Consider the following 16,637-nt stretch of genomic DNA (forward strand, 5'->3'; position numbering starts at 1 on the left):
CAATTAAGCGGCGTATTTATTCTCTTCTTCCACGAAGCGTACCAGCGCCATCAGGGCCAGTGTATCGAGCAGAGGCTGCACCTTTTTGGCGCTACTGCCCCGGAAGCGGGCCGCGACCTGGGCGCTGCTCAGAGGCTGCCCGGCCTGTTGCACGAGGCCGCGCACGGCCTGCATCTGCTGGGCCAGGCCTGCGGGCCAGGGCTGCGGGCTGGTTTCAATGGTCGCGGTGGGCGTGACCGCGGCGGCCGGTAGCGTGAGGGTAGCCTGCTGCTCGTCGGGGGCTTGGTAGGCGGGGCGCAGGTAGCGGATGGTGCCGGCGGCTTCTTCCTGCTGGCGGGCGTGGTTGAGCTGCACTAGGCGGGTAAGAATATCGGCCTCGGGCAGGTCGGCGGACCAGCCGTAGGCCTCGGCCACGGCCGCGTCGAGCTGCTGGTGCAGGCTGAGCACCACGGCGGCCAGGCCGTGCTCGTGGGTAATTTGCTCCTTGGCCGTGAGGGGCTGGCCAGCACGCAGCTTTTCCACCACGTTGTAGAGGTCGGTGAGCGTGAGGATGGGGTGCTGGGCCTGCTGGCGCTTGCGGTGCGCGTCGAGGGCTTCGGCAAGCTCGCGGATGCGGGCTTGCTGGGCTTCGGTGGCGGCGGGGAATGGGAAGGGCTGAAAACAGCGTGAGCTATTGTAGCGCGAATCATTTCCCACTCCCATTCTACCCCCTGCCGTGAAAGCCCACAGCGTATGAATCTTACTAGACAAAACGCCTAGATGAAATGCATCATCTAACGCCAGTGCCACAATCATGTGGTCAGCAGCTGTGGTAGAATTTAAGAATTGAAAAATTCGATGCTTTGCCGTTTCTGGTGTTCCAATGTAACGAGAAAGACCTACCAATGCTTTGCGCAACTCTTGGCGAGAGCGGCCATGCAACCACCACCTTTCTCGCAAGGCTTTATCGCGGTTAGTATCGCGCTCAGGCTTTACACGGGTAAAAACCTGCTGATAGAGCGCTGGGAATTTACCTATTACCTCCGCTTCACTTAGGCCAAATAAGTCAATCACCATCACCCCGCGAGGTGTCGCTGCCAAGTCTTTGCCGTTCCGATAAGGCCGAATGTGTTGCTCAATTCCCGGAATCGTGCCCAACCCCAAAACCTGCGCTTCGGCAGGTGTTACGATAAAACCAGACCCAGCCAGCATAAGACCGAAGCTGCTAAGACCTTCGTTAGCTTGCAACAACTGCACCTGCGTCACATCGGCCCCAATAGTCAGGTCTGCATTGATACGCCCCCGGCGCTCGGTCATTTCAACTGAAATAGCTTCCTCATCGGTGGTAGCGTTACTTTCGCTGATAACCACCACAAGGGTTCCTTCCTCCCCTTTCGCCTTCTCGGCGGCGGTGAAAGCTACCCGCACGGCCGCACCGTTAGAGTTATCGGTCCACGGATGGTCAGGAATGGCAAATACGACTTCTGCCGGGGCATCCTGTGCTTCCAAATGAGCCTGAATTACTCGCCGGTTGAATGTCTGAGTAATCGAATTGGTGGTGATAAAGCCAAAACGTTGCGTAGCTCCAGTCCGCACTGCCTGCGCAGCTTTGTCCCACCAGTACAGCACTAGGTCGACACTATCCGGAATATGAGGGTGGGCTTTGCGCAAAGCATTTACATAAGCATCGCCCAGTGCTTCCCGAATGCGACCTTTGCCGATGAACGGCGGATTGCCTACAATGAAATCTGCTTCCGGCCACACGGCCGGGCGGGCGTTGGCGAAGTCCGGCCCATCATAGCTCAGTACCGCATCCTGCTGCTGAATATTCTGGTAGTCATCCAGCAGCGGCTCGCGCAGCTGGGTGAGGCCGTAGGTGCGTAGGTGCCACTGTAAGTAGCCGATGCGCAGCACCACGTCAGCGATGGCGGCGGCGCGCGGGTTCAGCTCCAAGCCCAGCAACTGGCGGGGGCCCACCGTGGTGCCGTCGCCCAGCTCCAAGCGGCCCGACTGCCCAAGCTGTCCCAGGGAGGTAAGCACTTCACCTTCGAGGCGCTTGAGATGTTCCAACGTAACGTACAGGAAGTTGCCCGAGCCGCAGGCCGGGTCCAGAATCCGTACCGACGTGAGCCGGTGCAGGAAGCGCAGCAACTCGGCGCGGGCATCCTCCACGGCTTTTTTGCCTTTGCCTTCTTCGAGGAGCTGGGTGCTGGCGGCTTGGGCGGCGGCCCACTCCTGGCGCAGCGGCTCAATCACGACGGGCAGCACCAAGCGCTCCACGTAGCGGCGCGGAGTATAGTGCGCGCCCAGGCTGTGGCGCTCGGCCGGGTCGAGGGCACGTTCGAGCAGGGTACCAAAGATGGCGGGCTCTACCAGCGTCCAGTCGGCCGCGGCGGCCTGCTGAAGCAGGGCCACTTGGTCGGCGTTCAGCGACAGGGCGGTGGCGTCGTGAAAGAGCTTGCCATTGAAGTGACGCACTTTGGTGCGTAGCGCCGGCGAGAAGCCACCCTTGTCCATCGTGGCCCACAGGCTGGCCAGGGCTTCGGGCAGGTAGGCGCGGGCCTCGGCGGTGTCGGCATACTCGGCCAGCAGCTTGGAAAACGACTTTTTGGGTATCAGCTCCACGTCCTCGGCAAACATGGTGAAGAGGCAGCGCATCAGAAACTGGGCCACCACGTCGGGGGCGTGGCCTGCTTTTTCAAGCTGGCTGCTAAGGCCGGCCAGGTGCCCCGCCAGCCGGCGCGTGACCTGGGCCGCCAGCCGGGCGGGGTCGAGCTGCTGCGGGTCGGTGAAGAGCAGCTTGAGGCGCGCCCGCACCTCAGGGTCGACCAGGGCCGGCAGCAGCACCCGAAAATTGCCCGAGTCCGGGAAGGGCACGTAGCTATCGCCCACGCCAGCAAAGTTGCTGTACAGGTCAATCGAGAAGCCTACATCGACTACCACCACGAAAGGGGGGCGTGGCTCGCTGGCGGGCAGGGCGCGCACGTAACGTAGGGCCTGCTCGCGGGCGGCTTCCACCATCTGGCCCCATTTGGCGGTGCCGCGCACGGCGTGGCCCTTGCGGCGCTTGCCCTCGGCCTGGCCCAGTTCGGCCTTGGCGGCTTTGGCTTGCTGGTCAGGGGTATCGGTGCCCTGCTTGGTTTCGAGCACGAAGCAGCCGCGCTTATAGAGGTCAATGCGGCCGGTGCTGCGCTTGCTGGCCCCGTCGTCGAACGTTACGCCGCGCTCGAACACGTAGGCATCCTGGGTGGGGTCGTCGGTGGTAGGGTCGGGCCGGGGCACGTCCAGCAGGTCGCAGAGGTCTTGCAGGAAAAGGCCGTAGTTGGCGTGCTCGGCGCCGCCGGAGCGCAGCCAGCGGGCTTCGAAGTCAGAATAATTCACAGGTAATGGGCAGGCCGGTAAAACCGGGACGAGAATCAGACTCCGAACTTACTGCTTTTGGCAAGGAATTGCCGGAGTTTGGCCGTGAAATTGCAATTGAGATAAAAGTTCCTTTTCCTGCAAAGTTGTTAATTTATGGCTCGTTTTCTACTCAATAGCTGCGCGTATTAAGTTCGCTTTTGCCCACGATGCGCAGCTCAACGTGGTGCCGGCCGACAAGGCCGATAAGCTCTACAAAGACTACACCTGTCGGGGGTGCGGCAAGCCTGTGGTGCTGTGCTACGGCGACATCAACCAGACGCGGCACTTTCGCCACAAAGTGCAGGTGTGGGCCCCAGGTGAGCACTGCGACTACCAAGACGAAACCTATGCCCACCGGCAGGCCAAAGCCATTTTGCAGCAGCAGCGGTGGGTGCGGGTGCCACCCGTGATGGCGCGCCGCGCCGAAGACTACCTGGGGCCGGTGCCCACGCTACGCGAGGCCCGCACGGTGGAGGCCGTGCACGTGTACAACGAGCGCACAGTGTATGAAAACGCCGAGTGCGGACTGGACTTTCAGCGGCAGAAGGAAAAGTTTGTACCGATGAAGGGCCAGCAGGATTTCGTGTGCCGGCCAGACGTAATCTTCACCGATGCGGACGACAAGATGCTGCTCCTCATTGAAATCCACGTCACCCACGAAGTAGATTATAAGAAGCTCGTCGGCCTGCGGCGGGCGCAGGTTGACACCATTGAAATTACAATTCCCTACTTCCTATCGGCCAAGGAAATAGAAAAATTACTGGCCTCCCATGCCAATACCAAATGGCTGTATAACCATGAGCGAGAAACTACTGACCCCGTTGGATGTGATGCCGCCGGCCCTGCGCCATCTGGTGGAGACGATACGGAAGAAGCATTGGAGGACGAGCCAGAATCCCTTGATTGCCAGCTCCACGAAATTAGGGAAGCAGTTAGAAACCTTAGAAAATTTATGGGCGGAGCTGCAGTGGGATCACTCCATCAGCGACTTGCAACAGCGCGCGACGAGCTTGACGAAGCGGAGCACGGAGAGGCCCGCGAAGATGCAGCAGCTCTTGCCCGCGCTGAGGCAGACCTACTTGCAGAATTTGCAGAGGAGGAAGCAGAAATTAGCCGCCAAAAAGCAGCGCTGGGAGCTGAAAAAGCAGACGTTGCGCGAGTCTTTGAAAGTGAGCAAGCGAGCCTTGGCCGAGCAATCGCGGCTGCTGAACCTGACGTCCGAGCAGCTTGCGAGCGAGCTGCCCCTGGGTTACGACAGCGAGTGGCAGAACGCCGAGCGACGTATCGCGGAACAGAACACGCTGTTGCAGCAAGCCGAGAGCAGCTACGAACTCAACTTGACGGCGAAAAAGCTGACCTTGACCAACGCTTTCAACACGCTAAAGAAAAGCTTGAGCGAGAAGCAGCTGCAAGCACCGCTTACGTTGATACAGCTACAGCAACAGAACATGCAACGCAGGACCGACTTGCCCGCCTTAGTAGCTACCTGGAAAGCCGCAGCAGCCGTGCGGGAGATGCGCTGCAACGACGAATTAACGAGGTGGTTTACGAGCCATCCGATACCCAGTGGCGACGTACCCAGTCAAGAAGTCTTGACGAGCAGGAGACAGATGCTGAGCGAGAGGAAGCAAGCTTTGACGAGCAGGAAACAGACGCTGAGCGAGAAGAAGCGAGCTTTGCAGCAGCGGAAACTGCAACTCAGCAGCGTCGAGCAGGTCATGCAGACCGAGTGGCAGCGCGTGAGCGCGAAGCCGAGCTTATCGACACCGCCCAGCGCCGGGCAGAGGCAGGACTGGCTGAAGAAGTCGCTGCCGCTACGGATTATCTGGCGCGAATTACTCCCACTTATGAAGCGTTGCGCGCTGCTAAAGGCCGAGCTATTGACCGGCGGTTTTCTCAGCGTTGAGGAATATTCAGAAATTGATGTGGCCTGGGCCGCCGTTGAGTTCCACTAGAAGCCTCATCTTTGGGGTCCAGTGGTAGCGCATCTAGATAAGCACGCTAACTTATCCCCTAGCCGGTAACCCTCCAATAAATGAAAAGATACCTACTTACTGCGGCGCTTACCATCTGTAGCATCGCCGCGTTTGGCCAAGGCAAAAGCATCAGTCGGGAAAAGAAGATTCTGCTGCCATACGTCAGCCAGAAAGGCGATACGCTCAACGTAGGGGACGCTGTTATGTTGACCGAGGGAACCGGCACCAATGGCCAATTTATGTACGTACAGCTGCTAAATGGCTTCAATGAACCTATTAAGCCTGCCGACAGCCGGCTCGCATCTCAGCGACAAAACATCCTCTTTTTCAAGGAGCAGGATGGCGTAACCTATCTTTTTACCAAGTTTTTCGTCGCCAATATTGAGGCTGCTTTCAACAAAGGGGAAATAAAAAGAGTCATTACCAAATAGGGAGCTACCAACCACTATGGACGCTACATTAAGCCTAGCCATCACGCTGACCAATACAAAAGGGGCTACGGCCCTGCTGCTGGGCTCGGGTATTTCTTCGGCGGCGGGTATTCCGACAGGTTGGGGTATTACGCTGGATTTGGTGCAGAAAGCGGCCGCAGTTGCGGGCCAGAGCGCGGGGCCCGACCCAGCTGCCTGGTATCAGGCGAACTACGGCGAGGAGCCTGACTATGCAAAGCTAGTGGAGCGATTTGCCCCTACCCCTGCCGAGCGGCAGCGGTTACTGCGTAGCTACTTCGTGCCAACGGAAGAAGAGCGGGAACTGGGCTTGAAAGTACCGACTAAGGCGCACCACGCTATTGCAGAGTTGGTAGCGAAGGGCTACATCAAAGTCATTCTAACCACCAACTTCGATTCGCTTTTAGAACAGGCCCTGGAGGCGCAAGGCGTGCAGCCTGCTGTGGTAAGTGATGCGTCGGCACTGGCGGGCATGATGCCCTTACAGCACGAGCAAGTAACGATTATCAAGTTGCATGGCCACTACCTGGATACTCGTTTGCGTAACACCCCGCACGAGCTGGCCACCTACGAACCAGCGCTGAACCAATTGCTCGACCGCGTATTTGACGAGTACGGGCTACTTATCTGCGGCTGGTCGGGAGTGTGGGACACTGCCTTGCGGGAAGCACTGCTCCGCTGCCCTACCCGTCGGTTTACAACCTATTGGGCGGTCATGGGCGGCCTGGCCGCGCCAGCACAGGTGCTAGCCAAACAGCGAGCCGCACAGCTTATTTCGATTCCGACGGGCGCGGACAGCTTTTTCCAGTCACTGGCTGAAAAAGTCGCGGCACTGGAAGACCTAGCCCAATCACACCCCGCAACGACGGCCGTGGCGGTAGCCACACTCAAGCGCTATCTGCTGGTGGATGCCTCTCGTATCCGCCTGCACGAGCTAGTAACTGCCGAGGTAGAACACGTGTGGGAGCAGGCCGGTACCCTTACGCCGGCAGCATCCCCTACCTTAGAATTGATTGCGCAGACAGTTAGAAGCTTAGACAAGCTATGCGAACGGGTCATTCAGCTGCTTGTCACCGGCTCCTATTGGGCTGGCACTGCTCACCAGACTGTGTGGCTGCAATCAGTAACGCGACTCAGCAAGCTCAAAGTAGAAAACACCGGAAGCTACGGAGCGTGGATGAATCTGCGCGATTATCCCTTACTATTAGCTTTTTATGCAGTTGGGCTTGGCGCTACCGCTGCGAATGACGACTCTCTGCTACTGGCTTTGCTGCTAGACGTGAAGCTACGGAAAGGCGCACACCATGAGATAGAAAAGCCACATAGCCGCTTGTACGAACCAATTGAAGCACACTACTTAACAGGGCTGTACGAGCAGGAGAAGCCATTTCTTATCCACTATCACCTGCATCAGGTGCTTCGCCCTACCTTCCGGGAGATACTACCGGATGATTTCGCTTATGATGAGTTGTTTGACCGTTTCGAGTACCTCGTCTCGCTCGCTTTTTACAACGAAATGATACGGGCCAACGATAGCTCTGCTGGGGATTTTCGGTACGGCCGGTTTATGCAACGCTCGCGTTGGAATCGACCTAATCCAGCTATCGAAGAAATAAGGCAGGAAATAACTGCTGCTGGTACGTCATGGCCGATGCTTCAACGGGGCCTTTTTAATAAGTCGGAAGTTGAATTAGGACAAGTAGTTGCGAAAATGGACAGCATAATCAAAGAGATGCGGTCCTTTCGGTAGAACTGAAGTAATCACAATGAACAGGTACTCCTGTGCTAATACATCGGGTAATTGTTCTTAGCTAGCTTTCAAAAACCTATGAGGCAAAAAGAAGCCTCTCTAAAAGTTTAAAAGATTAAGCCATTAAATTGACCAACTAGTATCGGACGGCAGCCTTAGGTCAAGCACTTTTGCCCAAATAACGCAACCTGCAGTGACGGCAGCGGCAGCCTGCTGGTTTAGTAGCTGCTGTAGCTCTTCTATGTCCTTTTTCTTTGAAGGCTTTTTATAGTACTGGCCATAATGCCAACCGACTAGGAAGATACCGTGCTTATAGGTTTGGTTTTTCAGATAACCAAGTAGTTGGTTGTTGATAGCTGTTTCAACTTCTTCGTTCTTGCTCAGCTTCACTTCTATCACCACCGTCACCACGTCAATTTTGGTCCTGTCGGCTCCAGGCGTGAATGCCTCAACATAAATATCTACGCGCTGCCCCGTGCCTTTGCCAGCAGAAGGCAGGATTTCTACTTCCCGCTTGATAAGAATATCGCCTCTCTTGAGGTCTTGGGTCAGGTGCCGCCGGATAACGTTGGACAAATAGTTCTCGTCGTGAATGCGCTGTCCAATCGTGGCATTCTTCGCGCTTTTTTCGGGCATCCACAATTGTTCGGCCGCATTTAGCGCACCTTGCAAATCTGTTTGAAAACGCGTCAACGATTCCTGAATCAGTCCCATTAGGTCATCAGCCGACCGCACCCAGCGCCGGTCAGTTCGTTGACTGAGCTGAATAAGCGCAATTGGGTCCAAGGGCTCCCAGGAATTACGACGCAGATTTTCTCGTACTTGGTCGACCCGCACTTGTAGCCAGAACGGATTCTTTAGTGAATCCGAAAAGGCCTGCAGCTTATCCCACGCTCCTAGCGTGCCACGAGTGGCAAGTTCGGATGCTGCCGCAGAGCGCAATGAGGCAATACGACCATTGGGAGTATTTTCTTGCCAGTCATCTACATCCGCAGGCGTCAGTGAAAAAGTGTTTGACAGCCAGCGCATCAACTCGCCAAGTTGCTGCTCCGTTAGCTTTCCAAGCTGACGTAACTCCCCAGGTGACAAGTGGCTAATAGAATCGCCGAGCACTTGTGCAGCCAGCGTTGGCTGAACCATCAGCCGCTCAAGCCAATACCACCATTCGGCCGATGATTTCCGGTTAAACAACAGCCAGCAGTACGTTGCGACAATCAATACCGACCGTAAGGTATTCTCCGGTGTACTGGCTACAATACTCACTGGAATCAGCGTACCCACATACTCCCAAGCGGGCTGGTAGCCTACTTCCAGCATATTTACTAGGAGTTTAGCTGCAAAGTCCTCCCGCCACGTCCCCTTCTTAATTTCTTGAAGCAGGAGACCTGAAAAATCATTTCCCGGCAGTGCCCGAAACATCTCGTCGAAATCATACCATCCCGAACTACCCTGAGCGTTGTTTGCCGATACTACCCGCAAAATAGCCTCGTCTACAGCCGCTGGCACAATGGCCGCCGCTGGCTGAAGCGAATCAAATTTTGTATCCTCCGCGCTGTTGCCCCCAAACTTGAGTAAAAAGGCTACCCATTGCTGCCAAAAAGAGACTGACTGGGCTTCTAAAAACGCTGGCCGCTGCCGCCAGCACACAATGTAGGCGCGGTGTACTCGCTGGGCATCATAGTACTGAACATTATCTAAGCTGCACCACTCGGCGGGTAGGTCGGCATACTGCGCAACAATTGCGCAAGCCCAATCCACTAGTTGCGTTTTCTGCTCTTCCGTGAGCCGTTTACTCCACCCCTGTGACCGAGTTACGTCGTGAGGCTCAGAGGTACCGTCTTTCACCACTTCTTCCCCTACGTAGTGCAGCAGAATCTCCCAATGACGCAATGTTCCAGTCGTCGCATTATCCAGCAGCTCTGCAATGCGGCAGTACCTTTTGCGCAAGAACCGTAAGGTAGAACGCCGACGCTGTTGCGCAGTGCGCAGTTTCTTCTTTTCCCTTACGCGGTCCTCCAATTGCCACTTTCGGTTTTCCAGCCGGGATTTATCTTTCACCTTTGCGGGGCCGCACCATGCCCGAAACGTCATCCGGGCTGAGCGATACTTTTTCATAACTCCATACAGCTTCGTAAAGCGGGGGGTAAAATCCGTTGGCACCGAATTTTCTGTCACCTGATGCATCAGCAGCCGCGTTAGTACATCTGTGAGCCAAGCTCTTGCCGTGGCCGACAGCCGGCCATGCAACAGGGGCTCTAAGGCTTCCCAGTCTGCATCTCTTATCAACGATTCGCCCTGCTCCAGATGGTATAGCGTGCGCCATGCGTCGGGCCGGTCATGCCGTGCTAATAACAAGCTGAAAATGAGGAGTCTCTGCGTCTGGGTTCCGGCAGCGGAGGGCTGCTTGTACCTACGCACGGCAGCTACAAAAAGGTCGGCATACGCTTGTGCGATAGTTTTGTCGTCCATCACATTCCATACTTCTTTCCAAAAAGATGTCCCTGCTTTACCCCATAACTCTTCAAGTTCCCCGACTTGGTCTAGGTGCTTAATATGTGTCGTCAGCCACTGCATGCTAGCCAACAGTGCGGAAGGTGCAGGATTAAATTTGCCTTCCCCAAAATCGATGAAATAGTTACTAAATCCATCCCCCATCATTCTCGTTTTCCTACGACCGACTATAATGGGTAATAGCTCGTTGACAGCTAAATGGGTCGGCCACAGGATATGCAGCAGTTCATACCGAAACTGGTCATCCTCATCTTCCTCCGGCAAAGCTGTCAGTAGGGGACGCAGCTTTTGACGAGAATCATCATCGGCGATACCTCGCAGGATGTGGAGCGCCCGCCGACGTACGTAGTAAGGCAACGATACCTCGAAGGCTTGGTCTACCAATAATGGGAGCAGTGCCGATACATTGCAGGCTACTGCCAAATCACTCGCAAATCGTTCGACTGCGTTAAAAGCAGTCGTATCGCTCAGTAAGGGTAGTAGCTGGTCTGCTAGTCCCGGGTGGCTCAGGTACTGCATAAACCCACTGCTTTGATAGGGGGGGCGCGCTAGGCTACCAAACCAGCGAATCAACCGCTCAACCAGTAAGCCCCGCTTCGTTTCCGTTAACCGACGCAAGTCCGACTGTAGCAGCGCTACCGGGTCAATGGCCAAGATTTCGTGCCAGAAAGCGGGTTGCAAATCTGCCAGCCAGGCGGCAGTTTCTAACAAGGCCGGGACGATACCACCCTGGCTGTCGGCCGCAGAGCGAAATAGTGGGCGGAGGCTGGCTGCGGTCATGCCGGTTAGATTGAGATACCACGCTGCTAGAAATTCCGCATATGACTGGTGAGCCCACACCATGCGCCCCGCACCTAGGTCGGTAAACAAACCTGTATTTTTGAATAAGTCTCGCAAACTAGCGGGGTCGATAGATGCTTGCACTCCTTGCCAGGCAACAGTGCTTCCTCCACCTAAAGCATATGGGTCTAATTCATGTGCCAATAGGCTGCCTCCGACCAGTTCAGTGTATACCAAACGCCGATTAGTCAAAACCATTACCATAGCCAAGTAACCAGCCAGTAGCAACCTCGGCTTTGGGTTAGAACGGTGCCTATCCGCACGCCTGTGGTCAGGCCTTTCGCAGAGCACTAGGCATCCCTGTTCGTATAATTCGTTACGGCTAGTAGGCCCAGTGTCCCCAAAATGAGGTTGGTGATGTCTATACAGTTGAATGAGCAGCCCGAGCGTAACGGGCCGTCCTGCTAATGGCTGCGCATCGGCCGCCGCCACGGCTTGAAGAAACGAGTTCACCCCAAACCCCTCTTGCTCGGCTGCTTGACTCACTTGGTACTGGCTCAATGGACTCAATAGCAGCATAGTTAGCACCTCGCTTGGCTTTACTCCTGCCGGAGCCAGCAATTGTTCCAGAGCACCCGCAAACGATGGCTGCCACACAGCATTGCGGCAGGTTATGCGCAGCCGTAGTTGCCGCAGCTTCAGGCCCCGCAAGATGTCAAGTAGGGACTCTTGGAGTGTATTGATATGTAGCAGCCCCTCATCCAAGCTATCAAGCCACAGCGTGAACACTGCATCTTCGGTCTGGCAGGCAAGCACTTTTGGGTCCGATTGAATCTTTCGCTCTAATCGGTCTTCTGAACTGAAAGCACCCAAATTAAAAAAGGCATGGTGCGGGTCGTCCTCTAACCGTTTTTGTTGCGCGGCCCACTCCTGCGATTTGCCCATGCCGGGCTCGCCAAGGAGCACTACGCAAATCTGCTTGTCAGTTAGGTCATCCAGTTTGACTCCTATCAGTTCTCGGGTGCGAAAATCTGCTCCGGTGCGATGACTCACAATGTAGCCATTGCTATCAAATTGATAAGGAGGCTCAAACGGATTGGATGCAGATGAAATGGGCAGCCAGCGCCGCTCCCAGGGGTATGGAAAAGGTGTAGTCATTAGAAAAATCAACGTCGGTCAAGCCATCTGAGCTAGGTCGACTCGTTCATGCTCACACAGACATCACACGTAGAGCGTGGCTTTGTCCAAGCCATGCGCATGTATAATCCTACTCGCTGACTTGCTTCTATAAAATCGCTGCGATTTGTGCCTTGCTGAGGCGTCCTTCTTTCATCTCACAGTCGTCAGGTAATGAGATTATTCTCGTTTTTATATAACGACTGGCTCACTCAACTATGTAGAAGGCTTGTATGTAGAAGGCTTGAAATCTTAAAAAATGGTCACTTCTTATTATTGTCCTGAGAAATCAGGTAACGCACGTAAGCTGCAAAGGATAAGCCCAATGACTTTGCCTTAGCCATGGCAGTCGCGTAAAGCTCGTCTGACATCCGAACCTGATAAGGCGGCTTCACTTTCTTCTCCATTCGACAAATATAAAACATACAGACGACAGACGTTTTTCTGTATGTTGTTTGTATATTTGCAACACTCCGAGCGGAGTACCCAGCTTGTAGTAAGCAAAAGAGGCCACCCCCGGCAAGGGGTGACCTCCAATTATAGCACCTGTTTACAGCAGGTACTATTAGCTGGGTTATTGCAAACCCTTCACACTCCAAAATTACATGAAAAATCATGTAAAGGGACAGGTTATGGCCATTGCCGAACCTTCCGTCTCCTTGGGCGAGCTACGCCAGCACGTCCTCTTGCCCCTCATCGGCAACCCCCTTTTCAGTGAAGCGGAACAGCTAAGGGCCAACCACTTCGTTCACGAAAGCGAGGATATCGCCCGTCTCACCCGCTGGGGTGCGAACGTCCTAGCCGAAATCGCCCGACGCCAAGCCGAAGCTGCCCGCCAGCGCCGCGACCTCGCCACGGGCATCACATTGCGTCAGTTGCGTTCCGGTAGCTTCCGCGGTCACCGCTCCCGCCCGCGTCGGCCCACACCGACCTGGATACCCGGGACCTTCTTCCCCGACCGGGCCGACCGCTGGGCCGGCACGTTTGACCACCTGGCCGCCGCCCGTTTCCAGCCCGCCGACGCGCTGACTTTTGTCTCCCTGCTTAGCCGCCCAGCACGATGAGCCACCGTCGCGACCTCAAGCAGCTACGCCGCGCTGGTAAACTGGCCAGGCGTCAGCAGCGCCAGCTGGCTAAGCTCGAACTGGCGGGTCTCACCGCCGTCACCCTGTACACCCACACGCAGCACCTGACCATCGCCATCGAGCGCCTGACCGGCGCGCCCTTGGTAGACGTGCTGCGCGAAGCCCTGCGTGACCGTCGGCAAGCCTGCGCGGCCGAGGCCCGGCAGGTCCGGCAGGCCTGCCTGGAAGATGAATGGCTGGAAGGCCGGCTGACACCTCCGACGCCTGCTCCCCTTCCCTAGGGACCCCTCCACCCGATTGAGATGCTTTTCCCCGCTGGTTGGCCAGCGGGTAGCCCCGACGCGTCCCTTCTATTCTAACACGTAATTTTTATGAATACCCTCCCCTTCTCTCATATTGAAGCAGCAAACACTAGGTCCATTGCCTACGCCTAGGCCACGTCCCAGCAGCGGGTGCAGGCACTGGCTTACCTGCGGCATCGGCTGCGCTTTCACTTTCCCGCGCTTGCCGACCACATTTGGGCTGACGCCCTGGTCCTGTTTCAACCCGACCTCCAGGTGGCGAACGACCAGGTCTGGTTCACTGACCAAACTCTGAAAGAACTGGCTCACTACCTGAGTGACTCGCCGGAGCTGCCCGTGCTGGACCCGCCGCTCTATGCGCCGCCGACCCTTTACCTGGCGCAGCAGTACCTGTACGCCGCGGAGCTGGCCGTCTGGGCCCTGGTCGAGCTGGAAGCGCTGGGGTCCGGTAGCTGCCCGCGGCTGTATGCCCTGGTGCGCTATCTGGCCCGCGGCAATCACGTGGCCGGGCAAGTGGTGCAGGCCCGGCGCTGGGGGCTGGCGTTTGGGCGGCCCCTGCCGCCCGGTGTGCCCGGCGGCGGACCGGCCCCCGGTAGCCCGGAGGTAGAGCACAGACTTTTGCACTTACGGCAAGCAGGCAGCGGTAAAACGCCGGCATGACTTGAAGAATAAAGCAAGACCTATGAAGCGCCACTTGTTGAAAAAAGTGGCGCTTCTTTGGTTTTACGGAAGAGTTGGGACCTCTTATTCCGGCTGCTTTAAATTGGGACCTGTTCGGTCGCCGGACCTGTTTCCATTCTTCCAGGAGCAGGAGTTGAAAACGATTTTTAGCAACGCGCGCCGGCATTACCTGCTTGACGAGCGCAAGCTACTCCGCCACAAGGCAGACGACCTGCGCGCGTTTCTGCCCCAGCTTCCCGCCTGGGCTTCCCCCACTTTACTCACCTGATTGCGCCCGAAACCTTCCGGCCCGTCGCACAGAAGGCAGTGGGGTAGTCGACGGGGATTTTCTCCTTTTTAGAAAGGACAGGTGCGGTGTGTTTTCACCACGCCAAATTGGGCTACCCTTCCGGAGGCGTTCGGGTACCAGTCCGAAGCGCGGCAAAAGTGTCAAGTTTTTACACGTAAAAACTTGACACTTTTGCCGCGCTTCTTTGTTTCTTTGGAGTTCGAACCTGCTTACTATGTCCGCCACCACCCAGCGTATTCGCGCCAAGCTCGCCCAGCTACCTGCCGGCCAACCGGTGGGCTACGCCGACTTCGTGCGCGAGCCCGCCGAGTTCGGGGCCGTGGCGGCCGCGCTGAGTCGCCTGAGTAAGCGGGGGGAGTTAAAACGCTTAGCTAAAGGCTACTACTACCGGCCCGTGACCGGGCGCTTCGGGCCGGTGCCGCCTACCGAGGCGGCCGTGGTGGCCGCGGTGGGCGCTGCGCCCGGCCAGCCGGCCCCCTACCCTACCGGCCTGGCCGTTTACAATGCGCTCGGCCTGACTACCCAGGTGCCCGCCACGCTCACCGTGGCCACCACCCGCCCACGCCGCCGCCTGCCGGCTCGCCTGCGCGCCGTGGTGCGCCCCGCGCCCGAGCAGCTGGCAGACGTGCCCCTGTTGCAGTGGCTGGAAGTGCTGCGCGACGTGCGCCGCATCCCCGACGCCTCGCCCGACCAGGTGGTCGCCTGCCTCGCCACCGAGCTGCGCCGCTGGCCCGCTGCTCGGCGGCACCGGCTCACGGTACTGGCCCTGGGCCAGGCTCCGCCCCGCGCCCGCGCCCTGCTGGGGGCTTTGCTTGACACCCTGCCGGGTCGCGCCGGCGCGGCGCAGCTGCGCGCCACCCTCAACCCGCTGACCACCTATCGCCTCGGCCTCAGCGCCGCCGCCTTACCGAACCGCTCCGCATGGCACATCCAATGACGCTGCACCTCGACTCAGCAGCGTTTGCTGAAGCGCTGGCCGCCACTGTCCGGCAGTTGGGGCTGGCGCCCGTGCTGGTGGAAAAGGACTACTGGGTCAGCTACGTGCTGCGGGCGCTGGCCGATTCCGCCTACCGCGACCAGGTGGTGTTTAAGGGCGGTACGGCCTTGTCCAAGGCCTACGGGCTGATTGCGCGGTTTTCCGAAGATGTTGACCTGGCCATCGCCGGCACGGAGGGCTGGAGCAACAACCGGGTTAAAAAGCTGATGGATGACGCGGCCCGCCATATCACGCAGGACCTCGCCGCTGACCCTACGGCGCCCGGCACCGTGCGCGGCAGCCACTTTCGTAAAACGGCGCACCGTTTTCCTACTGCCCACGACCCGGCCGCTTTACTACCGCAGCTGCGGGCGGGGTCGGTACTACTTGAAATCAATGCCTTTGCCCGTCCCTACCCCAGCCACCGGCGGCTCGTGCAATCCTACATCGGGCAAGCACTCACGGAGGCTGGCCAGCCGGAGGCGGTGGCCGAGTTCGGGCTAGCGGCCTTCGAGGTGCTGACGCTGGCTTTGGAGCGCACGCTAGTGGAGAAGATACTGGCTTTGGTGCGGGCGGGTTACGCGACCGACCCGCTGGCTGAGTTGCAAGTGAAAGTCCGGCACGCCTACGACCTGCATCAATTGCTGCAACAACCTGAGCTGCGGGATTTCCTGGCTAGTATGAATTTCGAGGCCCTGCTGACCGAAGCCCGGGCCGACGATGCCCGCAACCAGGAGTTTCAGGGAGACTGGGCCAGTCGTCCCTTGGGGGAAGCTCCGCTTTTCGCCGATGGCGGCAAACTATGGCGGCAGGTGATGCCTACCTACCTGGGGATATTTCGGCAACTGGTGCACGGCACCCTGCCAGACCCTGCTGCCATAGCCGCCACGCTGGCTATCGTTGGGCAGCGGCTGGCAGTGACCGGATAAGTAAGCAGCCAGTTGGCTGGTCTGGAGTCAACTCAATCAGGAGCACCGGGTAGTGCGTAGCGTTCACTAATACGGCATTTAACAGGTGTCACTTCATGCCAACAAACTGCGTTTCCAATCGTGCCTGGGGGAAGCTCTCCTTATCGCAGCCCTGGTCAAAGAGGCCAACGTGAGTGCGCCGGAGCTACGAAAACTGTTCTGGCAGATTCTTGGGGGAAAGCGTGTTTGACTACTACCAGACGCTGTGCATGCAGGAAGCCATCCGTTTTCTGAAAGAGCAGCGCCTGACGTTTTAGAAGGTGCGCTACCAGTTGGGTTTTACCAGCCTGAGCCATTTTTTAAGGGTGTGTGC

At 57.3% G+C, this 16,637-nt stretch carries 11 protein-coding genes; 9 read left to right on the top strand and 2 right to left on the bottom strand.

Annotated elements, in window-relative coordinates; genetic code table 11:
• Window positions 1-3: 3 nt before the first annotated feature.
• A complete protein-coding gene (locus ACYVGC_RS17245) occupies window positions 4-3,360 on the bottom strand; it encodes a class I SAM-dependent DNA methyltransferase (RefSeq protein ID WP_460585093.1) in 3,357 nt (1,118 codons plus the stop codon).
• Window positions 3,361-3,628: 268 nt separating this feature from the next.
• Here ACYVGC_RS17245 and ACYVGC_RS17250 point away from each other — a divergent pair, with 268 nt between their 5' ends.
• The 3 genes from ACYVGC_RS17250 (at window position 3,629) to ACYVGC_RS17260 (ending at window position 7,556) form a co-directional block, all read left to right on the top strand.
• Window positions 3,629-5,287 (top strand): hypothetical protein, encoded by a 1,659-nt coding sequence (locus tag ACYVGC_RS17250; RefSeq protein WP_460585094.1) that lies wholly within the window; start codon window positions 3,629-3,631, stop codon window positions 5,285-5,287.
• A 129-nt stretch (window positions 5,288-5,416) separates the two neighbouring features.
• Window positions 5,417-5,788: a hypothetical protein gene (locus ACYVGC_RS17255; protein WP_460585095.1), complete on the top strand. Its 372-nt coding sequence runs from the start codon at window positions 5,417-5,419 to the stop codon at window positions 5,786-5,788.
• Between the two features lie 16 nt (window positions 5,789-5,804).
• Complete coding sequence (locus tag ACYVGC_RS17260) at window positions 5,805-7,556, top strand: SIR2 family protein (RefSeq protein WP_460585096.1); 1,752 nt, start codon at window positions 5,805-5,807, stop codon at window positions 7,554-7,556.
• A 123-nt stretch (window positions 7,557-7,679) separates the two neighbouring features.
• Here the strand turns inward: ACYVGC_RS17260 and ACYVGC_RS17265 are convergent, their stop codons facing one another.
• Window positions 7,680-12,005 (bottom strand): NACHT domain-containing protein, encoded by a 4,326-nt coding sequence (locus ACYVGC_RS17265; protein WP_460585097.1) that lies wholly within the window; start codon window positions 12,003-12,005, stop codon window positions 7,680-7,682.
• A 650-nt stretch (window positions 12,006-12,655) separates the two neighbouring features.
• Here ACYVGC_RS17265 and ACYVGC_RS17270 point away from each other — a divergent pair.
• The 6 genes from ACYVGC_RS17270 to ACYVGC_RS17295 all read left to right on the top strand — a co-directional run bounded on the left by ACYVGC_RS17270 (window position 12,656) and on the right by ACYVGC_RS17295 (window position 16,285).
• Window positions 12,656-13,087: a hypothetical protein gene (locus ACYVGC_RS17270; protein WP_460585098.1), complete on the top strand. Its 432-nt coding sequence runs from the start codon at window positions 12,656-12,658 to the stop codon at window positions 13,085-13,087.
• Complete coding sequence (locus ACYVGC_RS17275) at window positions 13,084-13,389, top strand: hypothetical protein (RefSeq protein WP_460585099.1); 306 nt, start codon at window positions 13,084-13,086, stop codon at window positions 13,387-13,389. The genes ACYVGC_RS17270 and ACYVGC_RS17275 overlap by 4 nt, the downstream gene beginning before the upstream one ends.
• 171 nt (window positions 13,390-13,560) lie before the next feature.
• Complete coding sequence (locus tag ACYVGC_RS17280; RefSeq protein ID WP_460585100.1) at window positions 13,561-14,070, top strand: hypothetical protein; 510 nt, start codon at window positions 13,561-13,563, stop codon at window positions 14,068-14,070.
• A gap of 22 nt (window positions 14,071-14,092) precedes the next feature.
• Window positions 14,093-14,359, top strand: a complete 267-nt coding sequence (locus tag ACYVGC_RS17285; protein ID WP_460585101.1) for a hypothetical protein — start codon at window positions 14,093-14,095, stop codon at window positions 14,357-14,359.
• 235 nt (window positions 14,360-14,594) lie between these two features.
• Window positions 14,595-15,317, top strand: coding sequence for a DUF6088 family protein (locus ACYVGC_RS17290; RefSeq protein WP_460585102.1), 723 nt, complete (start codon window positions 14,595-14,597; stop codon window positions 15,315-15,317).
• The gene (locus tag ACYVGC_RS17295; RefSeq protein WP_460585103.1) at window positions 15,302-16,285 is read left to right on the top strand and encodes a nucleotidyl transferase AbiEii/AbiGii toxin family protein; all 984 of its coding nucleotides are present in this window, start codon (window positions 15,302-15,304) and stop codon (window positions 16,283-16,285) included. Before ACYVGC_RS17290 ends, ACYVGC_RS17295 begins: the two co-directional genes overlap by 16 nt.
• The last annotated feature ends 352 nt before the right edge of the window (window positions 16,286-16,637 follow it).

The organism is Hymenobacter arcticus (assembly GCF_054779975.1).

Bases quoted from the DNA above. Each gene is read 5' to 3' on its own strand.
- ACYVGC_RS17270 (WP_460585098.1), top strand. From the start codon at position 12,656: ATGGCCATTGCCGAACCTTCCGTCTCCTTGGGCGAGCTACGCCAGCAC.
- ACYVGC_RS17285 (WP_460585101.1), top strand. From the start codon at position 14,093: ATGAAGCGCCACTTGTTGAAAAAAGTGGCGCTTCTTTGGTTTTACGGA.
- ACYVGC_RS17295 (WP_460585103.1), top strand. From the start codon at position 15,302: ATGGCACATCCAATGACGCTGCACCTCGACTCAGCAGCGTTTGCTGAA.
- ACYVGC_RS17290 (WP_460585102.1), top strand. From the start codon at position 14,595: ATGTCCGCCACCACCCAGCGTATTCGCGCCAAGCTCGCCCAGCTACCT.
- ACYVGC_RS17255 (WP_460585095.1), top strand. From the start codon at position 5,417: ATGAAAAGATACCTACTTACTGCGGCGCTTACCATCTGTAGCATCGCC.
- ACYVGC_RS17265 (WP_460585097.1), bottom strand. From the start codon at position 12,005: ATGACTACACCTTTTCCATACCCCTGGGAGCGGCGCTGGCTGCCCATT.
- ACYVGC_RS17260 (WP_460585096.1), top strand. From the start codon at position 5,805: ATGGACGCTACATTAAGCCTAGCCATCACGCTGACCAATACAAAAGGG.
- ACYVGC_RS17275 (WP_460585099.1), top strand. From the start codon at position 13,084: ATGAGCCACCGTCGCGACCTCAAGCAGCTACGCCGCGCTGGTAAACTG.